Consider the following 23520-nt stretch of genomic DNA (forward strand, 5'->3'; position numbering starts at 1 on the left):
GACCCGGCCCGTACTACATCGTTGCCGTTAGTCGTCCCGGTGGACGGGGCTCTCGGCGTCGTCCCGGTCCGCTGTGACCTCATCGACGTGGCGGATCTGCCGACGCGGCCTCGGCCCTCTGACTCCCTCAGCGCGTGGCGGACTCTGCGCGACGACCCGACAGCGTCGCCTCGGCTGCCGGTGGCCGCGCACGCCGAAGCCGACCCGACGACCACCGCCGTGACCTCCGCCGACTACGCGGCGACCGCGCTGCGCGAGTCGCTGAACGTCGCCGAGTCGCTCGCCGGCATCGACGCGACGCTGCGGCCGTATCAGGTCGCGGGTGCGGCGTGGCTGCTGCGGACCGTCGCAGCCCACGGTGGCGCCCTTCTCGCCGATGAGATGGGCCTGGGCAAGACGCTGCAGACGATCGCCGTCCTGGACCGGCTCGACGACGGACGTCATCTGGTGGTCTGTCCGACGAGTCTCATCACCAACTGGCGCCGCGAGACCGACCGCTTCGCACCCTCGCTCGTCGACCGCGTCACCATCGTCTCGTACGCCCGACTGCGACTGTCGGCGACGGAGCTCGCCGAAACTCGTTGGGGTGCAGTCGTGTTCGACGAGGCTCATGCGCTGAAGAATCCGCGAACCCAGGTGTCGCGCGCCGCACGCGGCCTCGATGCCGCGGCGAGGATCGCCCTGACCGGCACGCCGATCGAGAACTCGCTCGACGACCTGTGGGCCATCCTGCGAGTCGTGACGCCGTCGATGTTCCCGGTGAAGGCGGTCTTCCGCCGTCGATTCACGAAGGCCGTCGCATCCGGCGACGACGGCGCCCTGCACCGATTACGAGCAGCCGTCGCCCCGGTGATGTTGGCTCGCACCAAGGACCGGGCGGCCGCGGCTCTCCCCCCGAAGATCGACAATCCGGTCGTGTGCGATCTGACCGCCGAGCAGGCTCGGCTGTACGACGCGTGTCTGGCGCGCGCCGCCGACGACGGGTTCGGGTCCGGCCTGGCGCGGCACGGGAGGCTCCTGGCCGTGCTCACCACGTTGAAGCAGATCTGCAATTATCCCGATCTCGCCGATTTCGATGCCCCGAGCGGGACCGCGTACGCCTGGGAGCCGGGTCGCTCCGGCAAGCTCGACGTCACGATGGAGATCGTGGAGGCGAACGCCGCGGCCGACCGGCCCACCCTCCTGTTCACGCAGTACCGCAGGACCGGCGAGTTGCTCGCGTGCGCCGCGTCGGACGTCGTCGGCGGCGACGTCGAGTTCTTCCACGGTGGTGTGTCGCCGGACGAGCGGGCGCGGATCGCCGACCGCTTCCAGTCCGGCGACGGGCCGGCCGCTCTGGTGGTCAGCCTCAAAGCGGGCGGTTCGGGTCTGACCCTGACCCGCGCCTCCGACGTCGTCCACTTCGACCGGTGGTGGAATCCAGCGGTCGAAGCGCAGGCGACCGATCGAGTGCACCGCATCGGTCAGGACCGTCCGGTCACGGTCACCACGTTGACGACCGCGACGACGTTGGAGGAGCACATCGATCAGATGCATCGCCGCAAGGCGTTGCTCGGGGTGCACGCAGACGACTCGTCGATCGTCACCGAACTCGCCACCCTCGACGACGACAGGCTGTTGGACGTGCTGCGACGGAACCGAGAGGACTGAACCGACGATGGCAACAGATTTCGGATTCACGACCTGGGGCGCTGACATCGTCCGGATCGCCGAGCCCATCACGGCGACTGTCCCAAACGCCTCGGCGCCGAGCGCTCGCCGGATCGCGCGGAACAACGGGGTCACGTTGGAGATCGACGGCAGGCAGGTCACCGCACGCGTCCACCGAGGCGGCGAAGCATCGGTTGCACGCCTGGAGATCGCGGCGATGGAGTCCGCCGTGGTGGTGGCGCTCCGCGAGGAGATGGGGTCGCGGACCGAGCCCGACGACACGGTCCACGCGGCTCTGCGCGCGCGGGGACTGCGCCCGGCCGCCGCCCTCGAAGCCGCCGACTGCTCGTGTCGGGCGCGGAAGACGATGTGCGTTCACGTCCTCGCCGCCCTCTACGCGCTCGCCGCCCTCGTCGACCATGCACCGTCGACCGTGCTCGGCATGCAGTCCGGCCAGGGCTCCGCGGACGACGCCGACACGGACGCCGTCGACGGTCCGCCTCCCCGGTGGACGCCGATCGCCGCCCTCTCGGTCCGCGACTACTACGTCGCGGAACGCTGAACCACGCGGATTCGGACGCCGCGGCCGGGGTCGGCGCTGGCGTGCAGGCGCTGCGCAGAGTTGGTGGACTGGACAGCCGGAAAACCGCCTGCCGCGAGCGGGGCGGCGAGGGCGTTGGCTGCGGCGAGGTCGGCGACGGTGACGGTCATGTCCAGCACCGGGCGGGCCGGATTGTCGTCGGACAGAGTCGTCGCGGTGTGTTCGACAGCGTGCGCTCCGGCACCGACGAGCGCCCACAGGCGATTGACGACGCGCGCGCTGAGCGCGGCCCATTCCGGGTCGTCGGCGGTGTCGTCGATCGTCGGCGCCACGGCGCGTCCCGCGGACACATTGTCGCGGAACGGCGCCAGTCGCTCGTCCCACACGGCGACTGCGGCGGCGGCGAGCACCTCGGGGGCCCCGGAGTTGTCGAGCCAGACGTCGGCAACGGCGCGTCGCTGGTCGTCGGTGGCTTGTGCCGCAATGCGCTGACGGGCATCGCTGATCTCCATCCCACGCAGGTCGACGAGTCGGTCCAGCCGGACATCGGCGTCGGTGTGGACCACGACGACCAGGTGGTAGAACGGCGCCATATGCCCTTCCACCAGCAGGGGGACGTCGTGGAGGATGATCGCGTCGTCGGGGGCCGCGTCGGTGAGCTCTTGGGTGCGTGCGCCGATCAACGGGTGGGTGATCGAGTTGAGGAGCTGCCGGTTCTCGTCGCTGACGAAGGCCTTCGCGGCGAGCGCCGGACGATCCAGGCTGCCGTCGGCGGACAGGATCTCCTCGCCGAACGCCTCGGCCAGCTGCGCGAGGCCGGGGGTGCCGCGGTCGACGACTTCGCGAGCGATCTTGTCCGCGTCGACGTGGTAGGCGCCCTGGGAGATGAACGTCTGAGCGACTGTCGATTTTCCAGCGCCGATACCGCCGGTCAGGCCGATTCTGATCACGAGTTCTACTGTGACAGATCAGCCCGACCGGCGGGACGTCAGACTCCCGCCGGTTCGGCCTGAGCCGTTTCGCGCTCCTCGACGAGGGTCAGCGCGATGTCGACGATCATGTCCTCCTGACCGCCGACGAGCCGACGCTCGCCACAGACGGTCAGGATGTCGCGCACATCCAGCTCATAGCGCTGAGCGGCGGCTTCGGCATGTCGCAGAAACGACGAGTACACACCCGCATAGCCGAGGGTGAGGGTCTCGCGGTCGACGCGGACCGGGCGGTCCTGCAGCGGTCGGACGATGTCGTCTGCCGCGTCTTCCAGTGCGTTGAGGTCGCACCGATGCTCGAACCCGGAGAGGTTGGCGACGGCGACGAACGGCTCGATCGGGCAGTTGCCTGCGCCCGCACCGTGTCCGGCGAGCGATGCGTCGACCCGGTACACACCGTTATCGACGGCGACGACGGAGTTCGCGACCGACAGCGACAGGTTCTCGTGGGCGTGGATGCCGATCTGGGTGGCCGGATCGAGAACGTCACGGTACGCCTTGATGCGAGCTTCGACGTCCGTCATCGTGAGACGGCCGCCCGAGTCGGTTACGTACACGCAGTGCGCACCGTAGGACTCCATCAGTTTGGCCTGCTGCGCGAGCTTCTCGGGCTCGGACATGTGCGAGAGCATCAGAAAGCCCGACACGTCCATGCCGATCTCGCGGGCCGCGGCGATGTGCTGTGCGGAAACGTCGGCCTCGGTGCAGTGGGTCGCGATGCGGACCGATCGGACTCCGAGGTCCCAGGCCCGCTGGAGTTCGTCGACGGTGCCGACACCCGGTAGCAGCAGTGTGGTCAGTCGCGCGTTGTCGATCACGCCGGCCGCCGCTTCGATCCACTCCCAATCGGTGTTCGATCCGGGACCGTAGTTGACCGACCCGCCGGACAGACCGTCGCCGTGCGCGACCTCGATGGCGTCGACGCCTGCCGCGTCGAGCGCGGACACGATGCGTTTGACGTCGTCCGTGCTGATCTGGTGGCGGATGGCGTGCATGCCGTCGCGCAGGGTGACGTCCTGGACGAAGATCGGTGTCCCGCCGGGGTTCTGGGTCTGGTGGGTACTCATGCGGTTGGCTCCTTCTCGGCCGCGAGTGCGGCGATCCGATCGGCGTACTGCAGGCCGGCTGACGTCATGATGTCGAGGTTCCCGGCGTACGCGGGAAGGTAGTGAGCGGCGCCCTCCACTTCGAGGAACACTGAGACCTGGTGGGTGGGAGCCGATTCGGGCTCCTCCTTCATCAGCGTCTCGACGGTGGCGCCCTCGGCGATCGGATTGATCTGGACCTTTTGCTTGAGCCGGTAGCCCGGCACGTAGGCCGACACGTCGGCGACCATCTTCTCCACCGAGTTGCGGATCTGCTCCTGCGTGTCGAGGTCGGGGGCGTCGACGAGCGCGTACACCGTGTCACGCATGATCAGCGGCGGCTCGGCCGGGTTCAGGATGATGATCGCCTTGCCGTTGCGCGCTCCGCCGACCTTCTCGATCGCGCTGGACGTCGTTTCGGTGAACTCGTCGATGTTTGCGCGAGTGCCCGGGCCCGCCGACTTCGACGCGATGGACGCGACGATCTCGGCGTAGGCGACGGGCGCGACGCGGGAGACGGCGGCGACGATCGGGATCGTCGCCTGGCCACCGCAGGTCACCATGTTGACGTTGGGCGCGTCGAGATGGTCGTCGATGTTGACTGCCGGGACGACGTAGGGGCCGATCGCGGCGGGTGTGAGGTCGACGAGCCGTTTGCCGAGCGGCTCGAGGATCGACGCGTTGTACTCGTGGGCCTTGGCCGAGGTCGCGTCGAAGATGATCTCGATGTCCTCGAAGCCGGGGAGCTCGACGAGCCCCTCGACGCCCTTGCTGGTGGTCGGCACGCCCATGCGGTCGGCGCGTGCGAGGCCGTCCGACTCTGGATCGATGCCGACCATCGCGCCCATCTCGAGGTGCTTGGCGGTGCGGATCACCTTGATCATCAGGTCGGTGCCGATATTGCCGGACCCGATGATGGCGACTTTCGTCTTCTTACTCATGAGTGCTTTCCTTCGCTGAACTTCGCGACGACGGTGCCGAGTCCGGAGATCTCGACCCTCACCTCGTCACCGGATTCGATCGGTCGCATGGGGCCGAGGGCGCCGGACAGGATCACCTGTCCGGCACGGAGTGGCTCGCCGAAGTCGCGGGCCGACTTGGCCAGCCAGGCGACAGCGTTGAGCGGATCGCCGAGGCATGCCGCTCCGTCGCCGGTGGAGACCTCCTCGCCGTTGATGAGCATTCGCATGCCGACCTCGACCGGCGCGAATTCGTCGAGCGTCTTGCGGTGCGCACCGAGCACATAGACACCGGACGAGGCGTTGTCCGCGACGGTGTCGGCGAAGGCGATGTCCCAGCCGTCTATGCGGCTGTCGCACACCTCGATCGCGGCGACGCCGTAGTCGACGGCCGCCCGGATCTGGGCGATGTCGAGGGGCCCGTCGGCGAGGTCCTCCTTGAGGACGAACGCGACCTCCGCCTCGGCTTTGGGCTGCAGGAGTCTGCCCATCGGCACTTCGTCGCCGCTGGCGTACGCCATGTCGTCGAAGAGAACGCCGAAGTCGGGCTGGTCGACTCCCATCTGGTCCTGGACTGCCTTCGAGGTGAGGCCGATCTTGCGACCGACGATGCGGGCGCCGTCGGCCAGCCGGCCTGCGGTCAGACGCTCCTGGACGCGGTACGCGGCCGGCAGGTCGACGGGTCCGATGAGATCTCGGACGGGTGCGCAGGCCGCGCGGGTCTGCAGAGCGGTGAGGAGCCTGTCGGCCGCTTGTTGTTCGGCGGCCAGCGAGTCGGTGCTGGTGGTCATGGTGACCATGCTGCCGCCCTCGCACCACCGGCGGAAGCACATCGTCTCGCTGAGCGATACGCGGCGTAGAGTTGCCTCATGTCCAGCGACTCCGGAGCGATCCCGGACACCGTGATCGGCAAAGTGATGCTGATCCTCCATGCGTTCGACGTCGACGATCACGAGCTGACGCTGGCCGAGATCGTCCGCCGCACGGGCCTGCACAAGGCGACCGCGCACCGTCTCTCGCGGGAACTCGTCGACGCACGGATGCTCGACCGGACGGACACGGGCTACCGGCTGTCCGGCGGTCTGTTCGAACTGGGCATGCGGGCGTCGGTCGAGCGCAGCCTCCTGGAGATCGCGATGCCGTTTCTGCAGGACCTGTACGCCCGCACGCGGGAGACCGTGCATCTCGGCGTCCTCGATGGCCACGAAGTCCTCTACGTAGCCAAGATCGGCGGTCACCGCCAGGCGAGCGCGCCGTCCCGGACTGGCGGCCGGATGCCGCTGCACTGCACCGGGATCGGTAAGGCCCTACTCGCTCATGCCGATCCGTCGTTGCGGCAGCAGGTGTTGTCCTCGCCGCTCCCCCGGCGCGCACCGAGGACCATCGTCGCTCCGGGACTGCTCGCCGCACAGCTCGACACGGCCCGGGAGAACGGCGTCGCCTTCGAGTTCGAGGAGTCGACGATCGGCATCGCGTGTGTCGCCGCCCCGATCCTCGACGTCGGGTCGAACGACGTCGTAGCCGCCGTCAGCGTCACCGGCCCCCTGACGCGGTATCGCCCGGAGCCGCACGCGGACGCCGTGCGCGCCGCCGCGAGCGGAATCGCCGCGACACTCCATCGACGACACGCCTTGCAGACGTGAACGACGGATGGCGACTGCTTCAGGCCGATGTCGCTGCCACCGGCACAGTCTCGGGCGCACCGCTGGATGCGCTTCGAAACAGTACTGTCGCACACGCGAGACTGATGAGGCAGACGATCACCATGTACACCGTCACCCCGAACGACCCGCCTGCGTCGCCGACGAGAGCGGACGAGATGATCGGTGCCAATCCACCGCCGAGGATCGCACCGATCTGCAGGACAAGCGAGGTCCCCGAGTAGCGGACGGCGGCCGGGAAGATGTCGGCGATGATCGCTCCCTGCACGCAATGGGTGACCGGCACGATGAGCCCCATTCCGAGGAATGCGATCGCGGTCACCACTTCGCTGCCGGTGTCCAACATCGGCAGGAAGGCGATGCACCACACGAGCAGCGCGACCGAGCCACCGAGGAACATCGTGCGTCGCCCTCGCCGGTCGGCGACGCCGGTCCAGTACGGGATCGCGAGGAACCAGATCACGGCGGCGACCGACACACAGATGATCAAGAAGTCCCGGTCATAGTCGAGATGCTCGGAGCTGTACGAGAGCGTGAACACCATGAACACGTATGCGACCGCCGAGTTCGCGATCATCAGCCCCATGGTCAACGTCATCCGGCCGAGTCCCACTCGAACGGCCTCGCGCAGCGGGAACCGTTCGACCGAGTTCCGGCTGACCACCTTCGCGAACGACGGGGATTCCTCCACGTGCAAGCGAATCACCAGACCGATGATCACGAGTAGTCCGCTGAGGAGGAACGGGATGCGCCAGCCCCACGAATCGAACGACGTGGAGGGCATCAGCGCGTTCGTCGACAGGAAGACGAGGTTCGCCAGGACGAGACCCGCCGGAGTCCCCATCTGCGGAAAGCCCGCGTAGAGGTTCTTCTTGCCCGCCGGTGCATGCTCCATGGACATGAGCGTCGCGCCCGCACCCTCACCGCCCAGTCCGATGCCCTGCACGATGCGGAGGAGAACGAGCAGGACTGGAGCCCACACACCTATCGACCCGTAGTTGGGGACGAGCCCGATCAACGTCGATGCGATGCCCATCATCAGGAGCGAGACGATCAGCGTGTTGCGACGACCGATCCGGTCACCGAAGTGACCGAACACCAAGCCACCGACGGGCCTCGCAATGAATCCGACGGCGAACGTGCTGAACGCGGCGAGCGTTCCCGCCCCTGGGCTCAGTTCCGGAAAGAACTGCTTGTTGAAGATCAGTGCGGCGGCGGTGCCGTACAGGAAGAAGTCGTACCACTCGAGCGTGGTGCCGACGAGCATCGCCGCCCCTACTCGACGGCGTGCTTGCGACTGGTTCACCGTCGCGGAGCTGACTGGAGGTGTGGTCATCGGAGAAGCCTTTCTCGACACCGCGGCGGTAGGCTCGCAGGGCGTCTGATGATTGCTGTGCCACATCAAGACAACGACAGTGCGCCATGCCACACAAATACTCTTCGCTGGCCCCGCCATAGCCGTTTGAGCATGACTCTTTCGGGTGCACGCCGGACGGCCCCGAGCGCGCTGCACTCGGGGCCGTCCGGCGGGTGTGCGTCAGCTGCCGATGAACCGCTCGGCGTTCCCACGCAGGATCAGTGCGCGCGTCTCCTCGTCGAGGAATTCGCTCGTCCGCACCACGCCACCGGCTGGCCGCTCGCCCAGCGGATACGGGTAGTCGCTGCCGACCATGACGCGTTCGGGTCCGACGGTGTCGACGAGCAGGCGCAACGCGCGGTCGTCGAACACCACCGAGTCGACGTAGAACCGCCCGAGGTAGTGCGACGGCGGATACTCGGATGTGCCGATGATGTCGTTGCGGCGATGCCACGCGTTCTCCATGCGTCCGAGCCAGAACGCGAACGAGCCGCCGCCGTGCGCGAAGCCGATGCGCAGCCGGTCATCCACCCGGTCGAACACGCCGCCTAGAATCATCGCGAGAATCGACAGATGAGACTCGGCAGGCATGCCGACGAGCCATTTCGCCATCCACCGGTCGAGTCTCGGCGAACCCGTCATATCCCACGGGTGCACGAACACCGGGACCTGCCGGGTCGCGCAATGCTGGAGGAACTCCACCACTCCCGCGTCGTCGAGGTCGCGGTCGCCGACGTGGTTGCCGATCTCGACGCCACGGTGCCCGTTGGCCAGACAGCGGTCGAGTTCCTCGCAGGCGAGTTCGGGATCCTGCAGCGGGACTTGGCAGAACGGAATCATCCGCTCACCGGCCGGGCCCGTGATGTCGAGTGCGAGGTCGTTGAAGATCCGTGAGATCTTCGCCGCCTGATCGCCGGTCCGTGCGTAGTTGAAGAACACCGGTGTCGGCGAGACGACCTGTGTCGCGACACCGTCGGCGTCCATGTCGGCCAGCCGCACCTGCGGGTCCCACGCGTCTGATTGGATCCGGCGAAACTCCGTACCGCCAGTCATCATCATCGCTTCGCGTTCGGACTCCACCCGCAGCCACGGGGCGTCTGGCCCGGCGGTATCGGTGACATCCGGCCAACCGTGCGGAACGTAATGGGTGTGGACGTCGATGATTCCGGTCATCTCACCCCTTCCCCGGATGCACGGCGCCACATCGGTCGCAGGTGCGCGCCTGCAGGTCGGCGTGGAACCGGGTGAACACCGGCGGCATGTCGGTCACGAGATCACGCACCTGCAACCGCACCTCGTGGACGAGGGCGTCGCATTCGAGGCAGTACCAGCGGAAATTCTCCAGCGTGCCCTCGTGGCGCACACGTTCGATCACTACACCGATCGACTCCGGATCCGGGCGTTGCGGAGAGTGCGGGATGTTCGCAGGCATCAGCCACGTCTCGCCCTCCCGAATGTCGACCCGGACCGGACCGTCGTCCGTCATGAGATTCACGTGGATATCCCCCTTGACCTGGTAGAACCATTCTTCGAACGGCTCGTAGTGATAGTCGTAGCGCTCGTTGGGTCCGCCGACCACCTGGACGATGAAGTCGTCGCCGAGCGCCATCATGCGGTTGTTCACGGGGGGCTTCAACAGGTGTCGGTTGGCCGCGATCCAGCCGTGGAAGTCGATGACCGGGGGGATAGTCGTCATGGTCGTCTCCTGTCGTGCGAATTCGTGCCGGACGAATGAGCGGAATCATCGCGGCGCGAGCCGCCCGATCGGTGAGCCATCGCCTGGATCTCGATGAGGAGGTGCGGATGCGGCAACTGGTGGACGGCGACCGTCGTCCTCGTCGGCCCGTTCTCATCGAAATACTCGCCGTACACCTTGTTGTAGCCGCCGAAATCGTTCATCGACACCAGATACGACGTCACTTGGCACACGTCCTCGAGTCCAGCGTCGACGTCGTTGAGGATGGCGCGGATGTTCTCGATCACCGCACGGGTCTGCTGCTCGATCGACAAGTCGGTGGTGCCCATCGCGTCGACCTCGACACCGACGAACGTGTTGTCGGGCCGACGCGCACTCGTCCCCGACACGAAGATCAAGTCGCCGACGACCTTCACGTGCGGAAACCGGCCGCGCGGGGCGGCGCGTCCGGGAAGGACGCCTCCGGTGTTCTGTTCCTGGCTCATCATCGCTCTCCCATCGATCGAGTGGCGTGGAATCCGACCGTGCCGATCCGGTCGACCGCACATGTCACGTCTCCGTCGTCGAGCGGGATCGCCGCCGTCGCCGCACCGGCCAGCACGATGTGGCCGGCCCGAAGCTCGATACGGTGGCGTCGACACATGTCGGCAAGTGCGTGCAGGGCGTTGACCGGGTCGTCGAGGATCGCGGCGGTGGAACCAGCGGTCTCGACGTCACCGGCCCGGAGCGTCACCGCTCGATCGCCCGCGTCGCCCAGCGGAGTCCACTCGCCGACGGCGAACCCGGCGGCCGACGTGTTGTCGGCGACGACGTCGGCGTAGGTGAATGAGAAGTTCAGGTACCGGGAATCGATGACCTCCAGCGCCGCAGCCATCGCGTCGATGTGGGCGAGGATGTCGAGGCTCGGGTCGTCGATGTCGACGTCACGCGAAATACGATAGGCGACTTCGGGTTCGACCTTCGGATGGATGTATCGCGAAAGGTCGGTGACACCGCCGTCGGCAATCTGCATGGCATCGGTGAGCCGTCCGACGATCACATCGGACACCCCCATCTGCGCCATCTTCGCCTTACTCGTGAACCCCAGTTTCACCCCGACGACGCTCTCGCCGCGCGCCCGCCGCAAGTCGACCAGGTGGTCCTGCACTCGGTACGCGCCCGTGACGTCGAGCCGGCAGTCTGCTTCGATGCTCGTCGTCTCGATACCGCTGGTCTGTGCCGCGTCAAGACGTCGTGCCAGTGCGGCGACGTCGACCGTCATATCGCTGTCCTCACTCTCGGGTCCTGTTTCACTCTGCCGTTCAGCCTTGAGGGTCACAGCTGAACGCAGACGTTGGTCGGTTCGGTGTAGAAGTGGAGCGACGACTGGCCGCCCTCGCGTCCGATCCCGGATAGGCCCATCCCACCGAACGGCGAGCGCAGGTCGCGCAGGTACCACGTGTTGACCCAAGACAGTCCGACGTTCATTTGCTCTGCGACGCGATGTCCACGACGTAGATCATTGGTCCAAACCGCGGACGCGAGACCGTACTCCGTGTCGTTCGCGAGGGCGACGGCCTCCTCTTCGGTGTCGAACGGCACGAGCCCGGCCACTGGACCGAACACCTCCTCGCGCATCACGCGAGCTTCGTTCGTCAGACCGGTCCACAGGGTCGGCGAGATCCACGATCCGCCTGCCAGCTCACCGCCGAGATCCGGTGTACCTCCGCCGGTCAGCACGTTCGCGCCCTCCTCGACCGCGAGATCCAGATAGCGCTGGACTTTGTCGCGATGCTTCGCGGAGATGAGCGGCCCCGTCGTCGTCGACTCGTCCGTCGGACGACCGAGGACCAACTGCTCGGCCGCGCCGACGAGACCGGAGGCGACCTCGTCGAAAACATTCCGCTGGATGTACACGCGCTCAGTGCACAGACATACCTGCCCGGTGTTCGTGAAGATCGATCGACTCAGCCCGTTGACTGCCTCGGCGACATCGACGTCGTCGAACACGACGGCCGCGTTCTTTCCGCCAAGTTCGAGCGACACCGGCCGCACGCGGGGCGCGACCGTCTGCATGACACGCGTACCGGTGGCAGACGAGCCGGTGAAGGTGACACCGTCGATCGCAGGGTGGCCGGTGAGGAAGGCCCCGGCCGAGTCCGCGCCGAAACCGTGGACGACGTTGTACACGCCGTGAGGAAGACCGGCCTGTTCGAGGACCTCTGCGAGGAGTGATGCCCCACCGGGCGTGTCTTCGCTCGGCTTGACCACGACGGCGTTGCCGCACGCCAGTGCGGGCGCGACCTTCCACGTGAGAAGGAGGAGCGGGAGGTTCCAGGGCACGATCACCGCGACGACTCCGAGGGGTTTGCGCACCGTGTAGTTCAGTGCTGCACCCCCGTCGGCCGTCTCGGTCCGAAACGACTCCTGTCCGGCAGTCGAGACCATGTCCGCGAATGCCCGGAAATTCGCTGGAGCGCGAGCGATGTCGAGCGTCCGCGCCTGGGTGATCGGCTTACCGGTGTCCGCGAGTTCAGCTGCGACGAACTCGTCGAATCGCTCCTCAATGAGATCAGCGGCCCGGCGTAGGATCGCCGCACGATCGGAGACAGGTCGCGCGGCCCACCCGTCGGCGAGCGCGGCGCGGGCGGAGGTCACCGCCCGGTCGACGAGGTCGTGGTCGGCTTCGTGCACCCGGGCGTACGCCCGGCCGGTCACGGGGTCGACGGCGTCGAATGCGCGGTCGGGGTCCGGCTCGACGAATGAACCGTCTACGTAGTTGCGGATCCACTGTGATGGAGCTTCGATCATGCATCCACTGTGATGCAGCACAGGAATGTCTAACAAATACCAATCCTCGATAGAGGCATAGCAAAATCGGCATACCTGAATCGATTCCGTGATCCTGATATACCGTTTCAGGAATATCTTGTTCGCCGTCAGGCATTGGACACGCATAGATTCGGGAACGCACGCTGGCTGGTGTCGCGACGAGAGGACGACCATGCCGAATCAGATCACCACGACCGACTACGACGCGCGGGCGACGGTCACCGAGGCCCAGTTCGACGCCATCATGGCCCGCTATCTCGCTCAGTCCGCCGATGCCGTGCGCGATCTGCACGGCGCCCCCGGCGTGGTCTACGACGCCACCAGCCGGCAGCGTCTGGACGTCTGGGGGACGGGCAGTACGCCTCGCCCCGCCTTCTTCGTCGTGCACGGCGGCTATTGGCGGGCCCTGTCGCGCCACCACACATTGTTCATGGCGGACGTCCTTGCCGAAGCGGGGATCGCCACGGTGGCAATCGATTACGGACTCGCTCCCGCGACACCGCTGAGGGAGATCGTCCGACAGACCCGGGCGGCGTATGCACACGTGCTTCGCCACGGCGCCGACTACGGGCTCGACGTCGACCGCGTCGTGGTCGGCGGCAGTTCGGCCGGCGCCCACCTCGCGGCGATGACGATGGTTGGCGGCGGCTGGACCGACAGCCTCGGGATCGGCGGCCGAACCGCACGAGCCGGACTGCTCATCAGCGGCTTGTACGATCTGCGCCCACTCGTCGACACCCCCGCGAACGACTGGCTGTCACTCACCGAGCAGTCCGCGACGGCACTCAGTCCGGCTTTCGCTCCCGACCCGCCACCAGGCACGACGGCGTTCATCGCCGACGCCGAGATCGAGGCAGCCGGTTTCGCTCGGCAGAGCTCCGACCTCCGCACACGGTGGTCCGACAGCGTCACGATCGGCGGAACGACCGTCACCGGGCGCAACCATTTCGACGTGTTCCTCGATCTCGCCGACCCCGCAAGCGAACTGACTGCAGCCGTGATCGACCTGGTCGACGCGGCCGGTGTGCATGAGGACATGTGAAGATGGATCTTCCTAGACTGCTCGACGGCCGACTCAAGATCCGGCATCTCGTCCTGATCGACGCGCTCAGTCGTCAGGGCAGCGTCGTCGGAGCCGCCGCGGAGTTGCACATCACCCAACCGGTGGCGACCCGCAGCCTGCGGGACATCGAGTCACTGCTCAGCGTCGAGTTGTACGAACGCGGGCCGCGCGGTATCACCCCGACGATCTTCGGAACAGCCTTCACCGAACATGCACGTGCCGTGCTGGCCCAGCTCAACCAGGCGGGACGCCACGTCGTCGAATTGGCCGACGCGGATCGCGGGACGGTCTCGGTCGGCACTCATCTCGCGGGTTCCAATGTTCTTCTCCCCCAAGCGATCGCAAACTTGAAGTCAACACGTCCGCTGCTCACCGTTGTCGTCCGCGAAGGCACCCCCGACGTGTTGCTGACCGAGTTGGAGGCCGGCCGAATCGACGTGATCGTCGGCCGCCTGACCTCACCGAGCACATCGACCGTCCTCCGGATACCGCTGTACGAGGAGTACGTCGAAGTGTTCGCGGGCGCCGGGCATCCCCTCTGCGACGCCGCCGAACTCGACCTCGCGGACCTCGCCGACTACCCGTGGATCCTTCCCGGAAGTGAGACCGCGCTTCGCCACGAACTCGAGGAAAGCTTCGCCCGCGCGGGCGTCCGGCTCCCCGACAACCGCGTCGAGGCCACGAGCTTCCTCACCGTTCGCGAGCTGCTGCGGCGCACCGAGACAGTCGCTGTTCTGCCCGGCTTGATCGGGCGCGGCGATGCCCTCCTGCGGCCGCTGCCCGTCGAACTGAGCCGCGTCGGCCACAGTGTCGGACTCACCCTCGCGGCCGGACGATCACTGAGTCCGGCTGGACGAGCCCTGCTCGACAGTCTTCGCCGGGTCGCCGAGCAGAAACTGACGGGCGAGGCCCACACGCCGGACTGACCTGTCCACTGTCACATCTCGAACAGGTTCATCTTGTATGTCCGCACCGGCGGCGCGAACCGTAGTCGATCGCGTCAGCCCGACGACGTCTGCCGCGACCGTTGTGCTTCGAGCACAAAGACGTCCGACAAGTCTGGCCCGGCAGGCCGTATCTAATCACAGCGACGATTCATAGTGTCAGTGGTCACAGCCGAAAGGATTCGACCAGTGACCACACTCGCCTACTTCGCGTGGGAACTCGCCCACCGCGGTGACACGCCTTGCGTCCGCGACGACCACACAGCCCTCACCTACCGGCAGTTCGCCGACCGCGTCGACGCGGCCGCCGCGCATCTGCAGTCGATCGGCGTCAGGCGCGGTGACGTCGTCGCGACGATTCTGCCCAACCGCGTAGAGTTGCTCGTCTGTCTGATGGCGGCCTGGCGGCTCGGCGCGGCGGCGACTCCCGTCAATCCGGCATTCACCGCCACCGAGGCCGGCTACCAACTCGACGACGCGGACGCGCGGGTCGTCGTCGGACGCACCCCCGGCGGGCCGATCGGCGACCGCATCGAGATCGGTCCCGAAGAGCTACGCACCGAACCGGATACGGCGTGGAGCGCCCCCGAGCCACCCGCGCCGGACGACGTCGCACTGCTCATCTACACCTCGGGTTCGACCGGGTCCCCGAAAGGCGTCGAGCAGACCCACGGCAACGTCGCGTACATGACGACGGCCGTCGCCGAGCACATGGAGGTCGGCGCCGACGACCACGCCCTCCTGATCCTGCCCCTGTTCCATTCGAACGCGATCTTCGTCAGCTTCCTGCCGATGATGGCCGTTGGCGGCAGGCTCAGCGTCACCGGAACGTTCTCGGTCCGGCGATTCTTCACCGACGTCGCTACGCTGCGCCCCACCTATTTCTCCGCGGTGCCCACCATCTACGCATTGCTGACGTCGTCACCGGACATCACCGATGCCGACGTCGACAGCCTCCGCTTCGCGATCTGCGGCGCCGCCCCCATCTCGAAGGAACTCCTCGACGCCGCCGAGTCTGCGCTCGGCGTCACCATCGTCGAAGGTTACGGCCTCACCGAAGGCACGTGCGTGTCGGCGTGCAACCCCCGGTCGGACGTTCGCAAGCTCGGCACGGTCGGCGTCCCGCTGCCCGGCCAGCGAATCGACGTGGTCGATTCGACGGGTGCGCCCGTCCCGACCGGGGAGAGCGGAGAAGTCGTCATCTCCGGACCGAACGTCATGCGCGGCTACCTCCACCGCCCGGACGCGACAGCGGCCACCGTGATCGACGGCCGCCTGCACACCGGCGACGTCGGCGTGCTCGACGCCGACGGCTATCTGTCGATCGTCGACCGCATCAAGGACATGATCATCCGCGGCGGCGAGAACGTGTACCCGAAGGAGATCGAGGCCGCGATCACGACCCACGCGGACGTCCTCGAATGTGCGGTGGTCGGGGGCCCCGACCCGATCCTCGGCGAAGTGCCCATCGCCTTCGTCGTGACCTACCCGAACACCACCCTGCACAGCGACGAACTCGCGGCGCATCTACGCGACATCGTCACCAAGGCTAAGCGGCCCACCGAGATCCACCTCGTCGACGCTCTTCCCCGCAACCCGGTCGGAAAGATCGACAAGCCGTCGCTGAGACAGCAGACCCGCATCCCGGCTCGCAGCGCCCCGCCCGCCTGACGTCGCCCGCCTGGCGCCTTCACCCGTCCACAACTCCCAGAAATCGGAGAGAATCATGGGACTCCTCAAACCCGACTTCCCATCGGTCGACCCCGCGACCTTCCTCGAACGACCGTTCATGGAACGCGTCCGCGTGCTCGGCACCCATTGGGCCGAACACGGATTCGGAACGCCGAAGATCATCAACCTCATCTACGTGGTCAAAGTGGCGGTGTTGCACATCGCACTCGGCGTGACGATCGCGACGCTCTCATCGGGTCTCGGCGTCTTCGACGTCGGCGACTGGTGGAATCAGCCGATCATCTACCAGAAGCTCGTCCTGTGGACGATGTTCCTGGAGATCCTCGGACTCGGCGGCTCATGGGGCCCGCTCGCAGGCCACTTCAAACCGATGACCGGCGGCTTCCACTTCTGGCTCAAACCCAACACCATTCGGATGGCGCCGTGGCCGGGCAAGGTCCCGTTCACCGGCGGTGACCGTCGCACCCTGTTCGACGTGGTCTTGTACGCCGCGATCATCGTGAACCTCGTCGTGGCGCTCCTGCTTCCCGCCGTCCACGACACGACGCTGGAAGCGCTCCGTCCCGGGTCTGCGGGCCTGGTGAATCCCGCCGCACTGTTCCCGCTGATCATCATGGTGATCGCAATCGGCTTGCGCGACAAGGTGATCTTCCTCGGCGGACGTTCCGAGCAGTACCTGCCCGCAGTCGTGTTCTTCGCGGTGATGCCGTTCATCGACATGATCGTCGCGTTGAAGCTGCTGATCGTGATCGTGTGGGTCGGCGCAGGCATTTCCAAGCTCGGCCACCACTTCGCGATGGTGATCCCCCCGATGCTGTCGAACACGCCGTGGCTGCCGATCAAGGCGATCAAACGCGCCCACTACCGCCGCTTCCCGGACGACATGGGACCGTCCGTCCTCGCCGGCGGCGTCGGCCACGTGCTCGGCACCGTCGTCGAGATCATCGCGCCGCTCGTCCTGCTCTTCTCCACCGACCGGACGCTCACCCTGTGCGCGGTGGTTCTGATGGTCGCGTTCCACCTGTTCATCTTCTCGACGTTCCCGCTGGCCGTGCCGTTGGAGTGGAACATTCTGTTCGCCTACGCCGCGGTCTTCCTGTTCATGGGCTTCCCCGCCTGGGACGGTTTCGGCGTCACCGACGTCACCACACCGTGGGCCGTCGTGTTCGCCGCCGCGGTCATGTTGTTCTTCCCGATTCTGGGCAACCTTCGACCCGACCTGGTCTCGTTCCTGCCGTCGATGCGGCAGTATGCAGGTAACTGGGCGGCCGCCACGTGGGCGCTCGCTCCCGGTGCCGAAGAGAAGTTGGAGGAGTTCGTTGTCCGCGGTGCACAGAACACTCGTACACAGTTGCTCGGCACCTACGAGCCCGATGTCGCCGACGTCGTCATGCATCAGCTGATGGGCTGGCGGTCGCTCCACAGCCAGGGCCGCGCGCTGATCTCCCTGATGCAACGCGAACTGGGCTCGGACATCGACACCTACACGCTCCGCGAAGCCGAATTCTCGTGCAACTCGATCCTCGGGTTCAATTTCGGCGACGGACACTTCCACAACAAGAACCTCATCGACGCGCTGCAGCGCCGCTGCGGGTTCGCGCCCGGCGAATTCATCGTCGCCTGGATCGAGTCGCAGCCGATCCACAAGGGCACCCAGGAGTACCAGATCATCGACGCGGCACTGGGCATCGTCGAACGCGGCACATACCGGGTGACCGACGCGGTCAACGCGCAGCCGTGGCTGCCGGACGGTCCGATCCCGTTCGACGTCCACTACCGCGCCGATGTCGCACCGCACGCGGGCGTCCGGTTCGCTCAGGCGAGCGCACCCGAGGTCGCGCCCGCCGACACGACGGCGGCCCGATGACCAAGGCGGTCATCGTCGGCGGCGGGCCCAACGGGCTCGCCGCGGGCCTCCACCTCGCCCGCAACGGCGTCGCCGTCCAGGTCCTCGAAGCGAACGAGGACGTGGGCGGCGGCGCCCGTTCCGCGGAACTCACCGTACCCGGCGTCGTGCACGACGTCTGCTCGGCGTTCCATCCGATGGGCGTCGGCTCACCGTTCTGGAAGGAGGTCGACCTCTCCCGTCACGGTCTGCGGTGGCGCTGGCCGGAGATCGACTGCGCACACCCGCTCGACGACGACTCGACGGCCCTTCTCTACCAGTCGATCGAGCAGACCGCCGACGGTCTCGGCGCCGACCGCAGACGATGGAAGGCCGTCTTCGGCGACCTCGCCCGCAACTTCGACGACCTCGGCGCCGACCTGCTGCGCCCGATCGCGCACATGCCGTCGCATCCGATCAAGCTGGGACTGTTCGGTCCCCGCGCGCTGCTCCCCGCGAGCGTCCTGGCGAAAGCGTTCCGCACACCTCAGGGGCGCGCACTGTTCGGCGGTATCGCCGCGCACGTCTACACCCGATTGGACCGACCGTTGACGGCCTCACTCGGCCTGATGATCGGAGCGAGCGGCCATCGTTACGGGTGGCCGGTGGCCGAAGGCGGGTCCGGCGCGATCACCGACGCGCTCGTACGCGCGCTCACCGAGGCGGGCGGTTCCATCGCCACCGGCGTCCCGGTCACGTCCCGCCGCGACATTCCCGACGCCGACATCGTGATGCTCGACCTGTCACCTGCGCAGATCGTGTCGCTTTACGGCGACGCGCTGCCCGGGCGGATCCGCTCAGCGTACGAGAAGTACCGGATGGGATCATCAGCGTTCAAAGTCGACTTCGCTGTCCGCGGCGACATCCCGTGGCGTGACGCGCGCTGTGCTGCTGCGGGCACCGTGCACCTGGGCGGGACCTTCAGGCAGATGCGTGAGGCCGAGCGGCTGCGGGCGACCGGCGTCATGCCGGAGCGTCCGTTCACTCTAATCGGGCAACAGTATGTCGCCGATCCGACGAGGTCGAACGGCCAGATCAACCCGATCTGGGCGTACGCGCACGTTCCGTTCGGATACGACGGCGACGCGACGGAAGCGATCGTCGCGCAGATCGAGCGATTCGCTCCGGGCTTCCGAGACATCGTGGTCGCCACGTCCGTGACGTCCGTGGCGGGCATGACGGAGAAGAACCGGAACTACATCGGTGGCGACATCCTCGGCGGCTCGAATGCCGGCCTGCAGATGCTCCTGCGGCCGCGACCGGCGATCGATCCGTATCGGGTCGGGATCCCCGGCGTGTACATCTGTTCGCAGTCGGCCCCACCCGGAGCGGGCATCCACGGTATGTGCGGATACCGCGCCGCGGAGTCCGCCCTGCGCGGCCTGGCCGGGCGCGGCCTGAGCGGGAGTCGCCGATGATCGACGATGCCGCGCTCACCGAGCGCCTTCACGAGATCGCGCGGCGACTACGCGACGAAGAGGTCGAGGTCACCGCGGCCATCATGAACGCGATCGTGGCCGGCATCGACCGCCTCGGCGACGATCCCGGGCTGACGGAGATGCTCCAAGCGAGCGTCCACGGGAACGTCACGACGATCATCCACGTGTTGGCCAACGACATTCCCGTCGATCGCCTCCAGCCGACGACGGCCGCGGTCGAGTACGCGTTACGTCTGGCTCAGCGAGAGGTCCCCTCGAACTCGCTCGTCCGCGCCTATCACATCGGACAGATCGTTCTGCTGCGCGACGTCTTCGCCAAAGTCGACGAGCTCGGGTTGAACACGAGCGACTCGATGGAGGTGCTGCGGCGAGTGTCCGATGTCGTGTACCGCTACATCGACTGGATCACCCGCTACGTGTTCGACGCGTACGAACAGGAGCGGCAGCGCTGGATGGGCGTCGAGAGTCACATGCTCACGTCGGCGATCCACGCCCTCCTCGGGTCGACGCCTCCGGACGAGGCACGCCTGCAGCGCGAGATCAGATACCGTCTGGACCAACGTCACTCGGCGCTGATCCTGTGGTCGACGGACGACGACGTGTCCGTCCGCGACTTGGATCGAACGGCTCGATCGCTGGCTGCCCGGCTGCACGCCGACGGAGACCCGCTGATCACCGCGATCGATCGGCGGACCGTGTGGATGTGGGTACCGCACGGCGCTCGGGCCAAGACGATCGGCGCCGACACCGTGCGGTCCGCCCTGACGTCCGAGGCCGGTATCGGAGCCGCGGTCGGACTGCCGGGAGTCGGAGTCCCGGGCTTCCGGCGCAGTCACCAACAGGCGCAGTCGGCGTTCACCGTCGCCACTATGAAAGCCGACCACGGGGGGACGACCGACCCCGTGGTCGCGTACGGCGACCGCGGGGTGGCCGTCGTCGCTCTCCTCGCGCGGGATGTCGACTCGACTCGCGCGTGGGTTCACGACGTCCTCGGGCCGCTCGCCACCCCGGGCGAGACAGCCGCCGTCCTCCGGGAGACGCTGAGCGCCTACTACGCGACGGGCGACAGCCACCTGCGGGCCGCGGAGCGGCTCACCGTCCACCGCAACACGGTCAAGTACCGCGTCACCAAGGCGCTCGCGGAGGCACCCGCCTCCGACCGACTGGACATCTCCGTGGCACTCATCGTGTGCGAGTTCCTCGGTGATGCCGTCCTCGGCGACGGCCCTCGCTGACGATGATCCGACTGTCGACAGGACTCGGGTTCCTCGACGCGGTCATGCGCACCGTCGTGGTCACCCGGTGACTGCAACGGCCTCGGTTACATCGACGTCGAGGCTGGTCCGCGCGATCTCCGACCCCGACAGCACATCGAGCGCGATCATCGTGTCGCTGGCCGGGTCGCTGACATACGCGGTCCCGCCGAGCACCTCGACGAGCGGCATCGGCTGCTGCCATTCGGCGGGCTCGGTCCACTCCCCGATCACTCGGTGACGCGCGATCTGTCGCCCGGTCGCCGGGTCGTAGACGTACAGCGCCCCGTCGGTACCGAGGACCACGGCTTCGCCGTCCTGGCCTCGAGCGAGCGAGCGGAAGCTGTAGCTCGCCGGGAAGTCGACCACCCGCAACTCTCCGGTCCGAATGTCGGTGAGCGAGAACTTCCGCGGCCGCTCGATCTCGTCGTCGTCCAAGGTGTCGGACGGGATCGTCTTGTAGTCGCCGAGGATGAAGGGAGAGCGGTCGTCGCCCGCCTGATTTCCGATACGCGCATACACGTCGGGCGCCGTCACCTTCGTGATCTCGCCGCCGCGGACCAGCAGAATGCCGTCCTCGCATCCGAACGCCAACGCACCGTCGGCGGCCGCGGCCTCACCGTGGACGCCTGGGCACCGGTCGTCGGTCGCGATCTCCTCACCGTCGGCTCCGATGATCGCCACCCCGGTGCGTGAGTCCTCGTCGCCGCGGGAGACGACGAGGGACCCGTCAGCGCGTGCCACCGCGACGCCGTGGTGCGCTTGCGGTGCTTGATAGTCGGAGGTCTCCGGCTGGCCATCCGCCAGCGCGTCACCGGGCATCGTCTTCGCTTCGCCGTTGCCGTCGAAGAACAGTGTGATCGTGTCGTCGTGAACCACGACGTGGCCCGGTTTGGGGCCCTCGAACGCGATCTCGGTCATCCGCGGCGTCGCGGTGAAGTAGTGGCTGTGGTCGCCGTGCGATTCACGCCAGGTGCCCGCGTCCAGCACGTCGAACCCGTTGTCGGTCGTGACGACGACGTGCCGCGAATCGCCTGCGGAGTTCAGCCGGAGGAAGCCGTCGAGGTCCAGGTCGGCCACCTGCTCGAGGCTCTTCCCGTCCAGCACCCGGAGGCCGCCGTCGTGGGCGACCACGAGACGTGGTGTCGCACGGGACTTCTCGTTCGGCGACGAGGCTCCCTCGTCGTCCGACTCGCCGGAACATGCGGTGAGGATGGCCGCACCCGCTACAGCGAAGGCGGCCAGACGTAGTGTCATCGATTTGTGCATGACGGACAGTGAACACGCTATTGAAAATTATTGTCAACAACGCATGGGTTTGCGGCCGCGCTGCACCGCCTCGTCAGTCGCGGACCGACGTCGATTCGCTTGCGCGCGGGGGCTGCCCCGGGTCAGCGTCGGCGGCGGGCCGGGGCCTGGTGTCGACCAGTCTGCTGCCCGACACGAGGGCGGGCAGACCCCGCCCGTGCGACGTGAACAGCATCGTCAGCACCGCGGCCCCCACGAACAACCAGGCGGCGGCACTGTACGGAGCAGGCAGCAGCGTCAGCGCGAAGTACGTTCCGATGCCGCCGACGAATCGCATCACACGCACGAGCACGGTCGGCAGCGGACCGCCCCGGTACTCGAGTTCGACGCAGAGGTCGCCGACGGACCGCCCGGTCCACACGATGACGACGAACCACACCACGGCGGGGACGACGGCGCCGACGACGGACGCGAGGCTGCCCGAAAGAACAGCCGCCCGGTCGTCCGAGACGTACTGGAGCCATAGCTGGACCGCGATCGACACCGTTCCCGACAGCAACGCCGCGGCCAGGACGTCACACCCGGCTCCGACGAGACGCCGTGGTTTCGTGACCGGCCGAGCCAGTTCGCTGCCCGGCTGTCTGCCGACGCCACGCATCCGTCTCGGAACGACCAGAGCCGCGACGGACCCGACGAGCGCACCCGCCGTGTTCGTGATGACGTCGTCGACGTCGAACACGCGATAGGCGCAGTCGTAGATGCCCCACATCCCGGTGAGCTGTGTCGTCTCGATGAACAGGGACACACCGGCGCCGGTGAGCAGAGCGGTCGGCAGCCCGCGGCCACCGAGAACGCGAACGAACGCACCGAACGGCACGAACAGCAGAACATTGAGCGCGAGTTGCAGGGTCGCGGGGTCGGTGAACGGGTGGCCGCGGTCGCGAGCGCCCTGCACGTCGCGCACCGCCTGCCACACGTCCGTGTTCATTCCGACGCACACCAGATGGTCGGGGTCGGGCAGCGGGAACAGCGTGTACGTCCAGATGGCGCAGAAGTAGATCAGCGCCGCGACCCACAGTAGTGATCTGCCGACCGTCAACCCGCCGCGTCTGCGGTAGCTGACCGCGACGAACGGCACGAACAGCAGTAGCCCGATGACAGCGCCCGAGCCGATCGCCAACGCGCCAGAGAACACCTCGTTGCCCACGGCAACAATGATATTCGGGCCCTAACGCCACGCGACACCA

Annotated in this window: 21 protein-coding genes; 9 read left to right on the forward strand and 12 right to left on the reverse strand. The window is 67.1% G+C overall.

All coding sequences use genetic code 11. The features are described 5' to 3' along the window. Nucleotides 1-39 precede the first annotated feature (39 nt). Together L5G28_RS13400 and L5G28_RS13405 are read left to right on the forward strand one after the other, a co-directional pair. Nucleotides 40-1650: a DEAD/DEAH box helicase gene (locus L5G28_RS13400; protein ID WP_237001973.1), complete on the forward strand. Its 1611-nt coding sequence runs from the start codon at nt 40-42 to the stop codon at nt 1648-1650. A 7-nt stretch (nt 1651-1657) separates the two neighbouring features. Then, entirely contained in the window at nt 1658-2212 is a 555-nt protein-coding gene (locus L5G28_RS13405; protein WP_237001974.1) for an SWIM zinc finger family protein, read from the forward strand. Here L5G28_RS13405 and coaE read toward each other — a convergent pair. The 4 genes from coaE to L5G28_RS13425 are packed head-to-tail and all read right to left on the reverse strand — an operon-like array spanning nt 2194 to nt 6015. Next, nucleotides 2194-3141: a dephospho-CoA kinase gene (gene coaE / locus L5G28_RS13410; protein WP_237001975.1), complete on the reverse strand. Its 948-nt coding sequence runs from the start codon at nt 3139-3141 to the stop codon at nt 2194-2196. The genes L5G28_RS13405 and coaE overlap by 19 nt on opposite strands. Nucleotides 3142-3179: 38 nt before the next feature. Continuing rightward, nucleotides 3180-4247, reverse strand: a complete 1068-nt coding sequence (gene dmpG / locus L5G28_RS13415; RefSeq protein WP_237001976.1) for a 4-hydroxy-2-oxovalerate aldolase — start codon at nt 4245-4247, stop codon at nt 3180-3182. Further along, nucleotides 4244-5206: an acetaldehyde dehydrogenase (acetylating) gene (locus L5G28_RS13420; protein WP_237001977.1), complete on the reverse strand. Its 963-nt coding sequence runs from the start codon at nt 5204-5206 to the stop codon at nt 4244-4246. The genes dmpG and L5G28_RS13420 overlap by 4 nt, the downstream gene beginning before the upstream one ends. Then, nucleotides 5203-6015 carry a 2-keto-4-pentenoate hydratase gene (locus L5G28_RS13425; RefSeq protein WP_237001978.1) on the reverse strand — a complete coding sequence of 271 codons (813 nt, stop codon included), beginning with the start codon at nt 6013-6015 and terminating at the stop codon, nt 5203-5205. The genes L5G28_RS13420 and L5G28_RS13425 overlap by 4 nt, the downstream gene beginning before the upstream one ends. Before the next feature lie 78 nt (nt 6016-6093). Between L5G28_RS13425 and L5G28_RS13430 the strand changes: the two genes are divergently transcribed. Then, the gene (locus L5G28_RS13430) at nt 6094-6867 is read left to right on the forward strand and encodes an IclR family transcriptional regulator (RefSeq protein ID WP_237001979.1); all 774 of its coding nucleotides are present in this window, start codon (nt 6094-6096) and stop codon (nt 6865-6867) included. A gap of 19 nt (nt 6868-6886) precedes the next feature. Here the strand turns inward: L5G28_RS13430 and L5G28_RS13435 are convergent, their stop codons facing one another. From L5G28_RS13435 to L5G28_RS13460, 6 genes are all read right to left on the reverse strand, one after another. Further along, entirely contained in the window at nt 6887-8221 is a 1335-nt protein-coding gene (locus L5G28_RS13435) for an MFS transporter (protein WP_372477227.1), read from the reverse strand. Between the two features lie 201 nt (nt 8222-8422). After that, on the reverse strand, nt 8423-9415 hold the full coding sequence (locus L5G28_RS13440; RefSeq protein ID WP_236998424.1) for an amidohydrolase family protein: 993 nt from the start codon (nt 9413-9415) through the stop codon (nt 8423-8425). Nucleotide 9416: 1 nt separating this feature from the next. Next, nucleotides 9417-9938: a 3-hydroxyanthranilate 3,4-dioxygenase gene (locus tag L5G28_RS13445; RefSeq protein WP_236998425.1), complete on the reverse strand. Its 522-nt coding sequence runs from the start codon at nt 9936-9938 to the stop codon at nt 9417-9419. Then, on the reverse strand, nt 9935-10423 hold the full coding sequence (locus tag L5G28_RS13450) for a RidA family protein (protein ID WP_237001980.1): 489 nt from the start codon (nt 10421-10423) through the stop codon (nt 9935-9937). Before L5G28_RS13450 ends, L5G28_RS13445 begins: the two co-directional genes overlap by 4 nt. Then, on the reverse strand, nt 10423-11199 hold the full coding sequence (locus L5G28_RS13455) for a 2-keto-4-pentenoate hydratase (RefSeq protein ID WP_237001981.1): 777 nt from the start codon (nt 11197-11199) through the stop codon (nt 10423-10425). The genes L5G28_RS13450 and L5G28_RS13455 overlap by 1 nt, the downstream gene beginning before the upstream one ends. A 53-nt stretch (nt 11200-11252) precedes the next feature. Then, entirely contained in the window at nt 11253-12728 is a 1476-nt protein-coding gene (locus L5G28_RS13460; protein WP_237001982.1) for a 2-hydroxymuconic semialdehyde dehydrogenase, read from the reverse strand. A 193-nt stretch (nt 12729-12921) separates the two neighbouring features. Here L5G28_RS13460 and L5G28_RS13465 point away from each other — a divergent pair, with 193 nt between their 5' ends. From L5G28_RS13465 to L5G28_RS13490, 6 genes are all read left to right on the forward strand, one after another. Continuing rightward, nucleotides 12922-13791 (forward strand): alpha/beta hydrolase, encoded by an 870-nt coding sequence (locus L5G28_RS13465; RefSeq protein WP_237001983.1) that lies wholly within the window; start codon nt 12922-12924, stop codon nt 13789-13791. Between the two features lie 2 nt (nt 13792-13793). Continuing rightward, nucleotides 13794-14738: a LysR substrate-binding domain-containing protein gene (locus L5G28_RS13470; RefSeq protein WP_237001984.1), complete on the forward strand. Its 945-nt coding sequence runs from the start codon at nt 13794-13796 to the stop codon at nt 14736-14738. A gap of 207 nt (nt 14739-14945) precedes the next feature. After that, nucleotides 14946-16427, forward strand: a complete 1482-nt coding sequence (locus L5G28_RS13475; protein ID WP_237001985.1) for a class I adenylate-forming enzyme family protein — start codon at nt 14946-14948, stop codon at nt 16425-16427. Nucleotides 16428-16482: 55 nt separating this feature from the next. Then, entirely contained in the window at nt 16483-18315 is a 1833-nt protein-coding gene (locus L5G28_RS13480) for a DUF3556 domain-containing protein (RefSeq protein WP_237001986.1), read from the forward strand. Continuing rightward, nucleotides 18312-19751 carry a phytoene desaturase family protein gene (locus L5G28_RS13485; protein ID WP_237001987.1) on the forward strand — a complete coding sequence of 480 codons (1440 nt, stop codon included), beginning with the start codon at nt 18312-18314 and terminating at the stop codon, nt 19749-19751. Before L5G28_RS13480 ends, L5G28_RS13485 begins: the two co-directional genes overlap by 4 nt. Next, nucleotides 19748-21007, forward strand: a complete 1260-nt coding sequence (locus tag L5G28_RS13490) for a PucR family transcriptional regulator (protein WP_237001988.1) — start codon at nt 19748-19750, stop codon at nt 21005-21007. The genes L5G28_RS13485 and L5G28_RS13490 overlap by 4 nt, the downstream gene beginning before the upstream one ends. Nucleotides 21008-21067: 60 nt before the next feature. Here L5G28_RS13490 and L5G28_RS13495 read toward each other — a convergent pair whose 3' ends face one another. After that, a complete protein-coding gene (locus tag L5G28_RS13495; RefSeq protein WP_237001989.1) occupies nt 21068-22282 on the reverse strand; it encodes a hypothetical protein in 1215 nt (404 codons plus the stop codon). 85 nt (nt 22283-22367) lie between these two features. Further along, nucleotides 22368-23480: a VanZ family protein gene (locus L5G28_RS13500; protein WP_237001990.1), complete on the reverse strand. Its 1113-nt coding sequence runs from the start codon at nt 23478-23480 to the stop codon at nt 22368-22370. Between the last annotated feature and the right edge of the window lie 40 nt (nt 23481-23520).

The sequence above is a fragment of the Gordonia liuliyuniae genome (assembly GCF_021739025.1).
In the GTDB taxonomy this organism is placed as follows: Bacteria; Actinomycetota; Actinomycetes; order Mycobacteriales; family Mycobacteriaceae; genus Gordonia; species Gordonia liuliyuniae.

Excerpts from the sequence above, each read along its gene's own strand:
- L5G28_RS13425 (WP_237001978.1), bottom strand. The coding sequence starts at position 6,015 with ATGACCACCAGCACCGACTCGCTGGCCGCCGAACAACAAGCGGCCGAC.
- L5G28_RS13460 (WP_237001982.1), bottom strand. The coding sequence starts at position 12,728 with ATGATCGAAGCTCCATCACAGTGGATCCGCAACTACGTAGACGGTTCA.
- L5G28_RS13495 (WP_237001989.1), bottom strand. The coding sequence starts at position 22,282 with ATGACACTACGTCTGGCCGCCTTCGCTGTAGCGGGTGCGGCCATCCTC.
- L5G28_RS13440 (WP_236998424.1), bottom strand. The coding sequence starts at position 9,415 with ATGACCGGAATCATCGACGTCCACACCCATTACGTTCCGCACGGTTGG.
- L5G28_RS13465 (WP_237001983.1), top strand. The coding sequence starts at position 12,922 with ATGCCGAATCAGATCACCACGACCGACTACGACGCGCGGGCGACGGTC.
- L5G28_RS13430 (WP_237001979.1), top strand. The coding sequence starts at position 6,094 with ATGTCCAGCGACTCCGGAGCGATCCCGGACACCGTGATCGGCAAAGTG.
- L5G28_RS13485 (WP_237001987.1), top strand. The coding sequence starts at position 18,312 with ATGACCAAGGCGGTCATCGTCGGCGGCGGGCCCAACGGGCTCGCCGCG.
- L5G28_RS13435 (WP_372477227.1), bottom strand. The coding sequence starts at position 8,221 with ATGACCACACCTCCAGTCAGCTCCGCGACGGTGAACCAGTCGCAAGCA.
- L5G28_RS13405 (WP_237001974.1), top strand. The coding sequence starts at position 1,658 with ATGGCAACAGATTTCGGATTCACGACCTGGGGCGCTGACATCGTCCGG.
- L5G28_RS13445 (WP_236998425.1), bottom strand. The coding sequence starts at position 9,938 with ATGACGACTATCCCCCCGGTCATCGACTTCCACGGCTGGATCGCGGCC.
- L5G28_RS13490 (WP_237001988.1), top strand. The coding sequence starts at position 19,748 with ATGATCGACGATGCCGCGCTCACCGAGCGCCTTCACGAGATCGCGCGG.
- dmpG (WP_237001976.1), bottom strand. The coding sequence starts at position 4,247 with ATGAGTACCCACCAGACCCAGAACCCCGGCGGGACACCGATCTTCGTC.
- L5G28_RS13450 (WP_237001980.1), bottom strand. The coding sequence starts at position 10,423 with ATGAGCCAGGAACAGAACACCGGAGGCGTCCTTCCCGGACGCGCCGCC.
- L5G28_RS13455 (WP_237001981.1), bottom strand. The coding sequence starts at position 11,199 with ATGACGGTCGACGTCGCCGCACTGGCACGACGTCTTGACGCGGCACAG.
- L5G28_RS13470 (WP_237001984.1), top strand. The coding sequence starts at position 13,794 with ATGGATCTTCCTAGACTGCTCGACGGCCGACTCAAGATCCGGCATCTC.
- L5G28_RS13420 (WP_237001977.1), bottom strand. The coding sequence starts at position 5,206 with ATGAGTAAGAAGACGAAAGTCGCCATCATCGGGTCCGGCAATATCGGC.
- L5G28_RS13480 (WP_237001986.1), top strand. The coding sequence starts at position 16,483 with ATGGGACTCCTCAAACCCGACTTCCCATCGGTCGACCCCGCGACCTTC.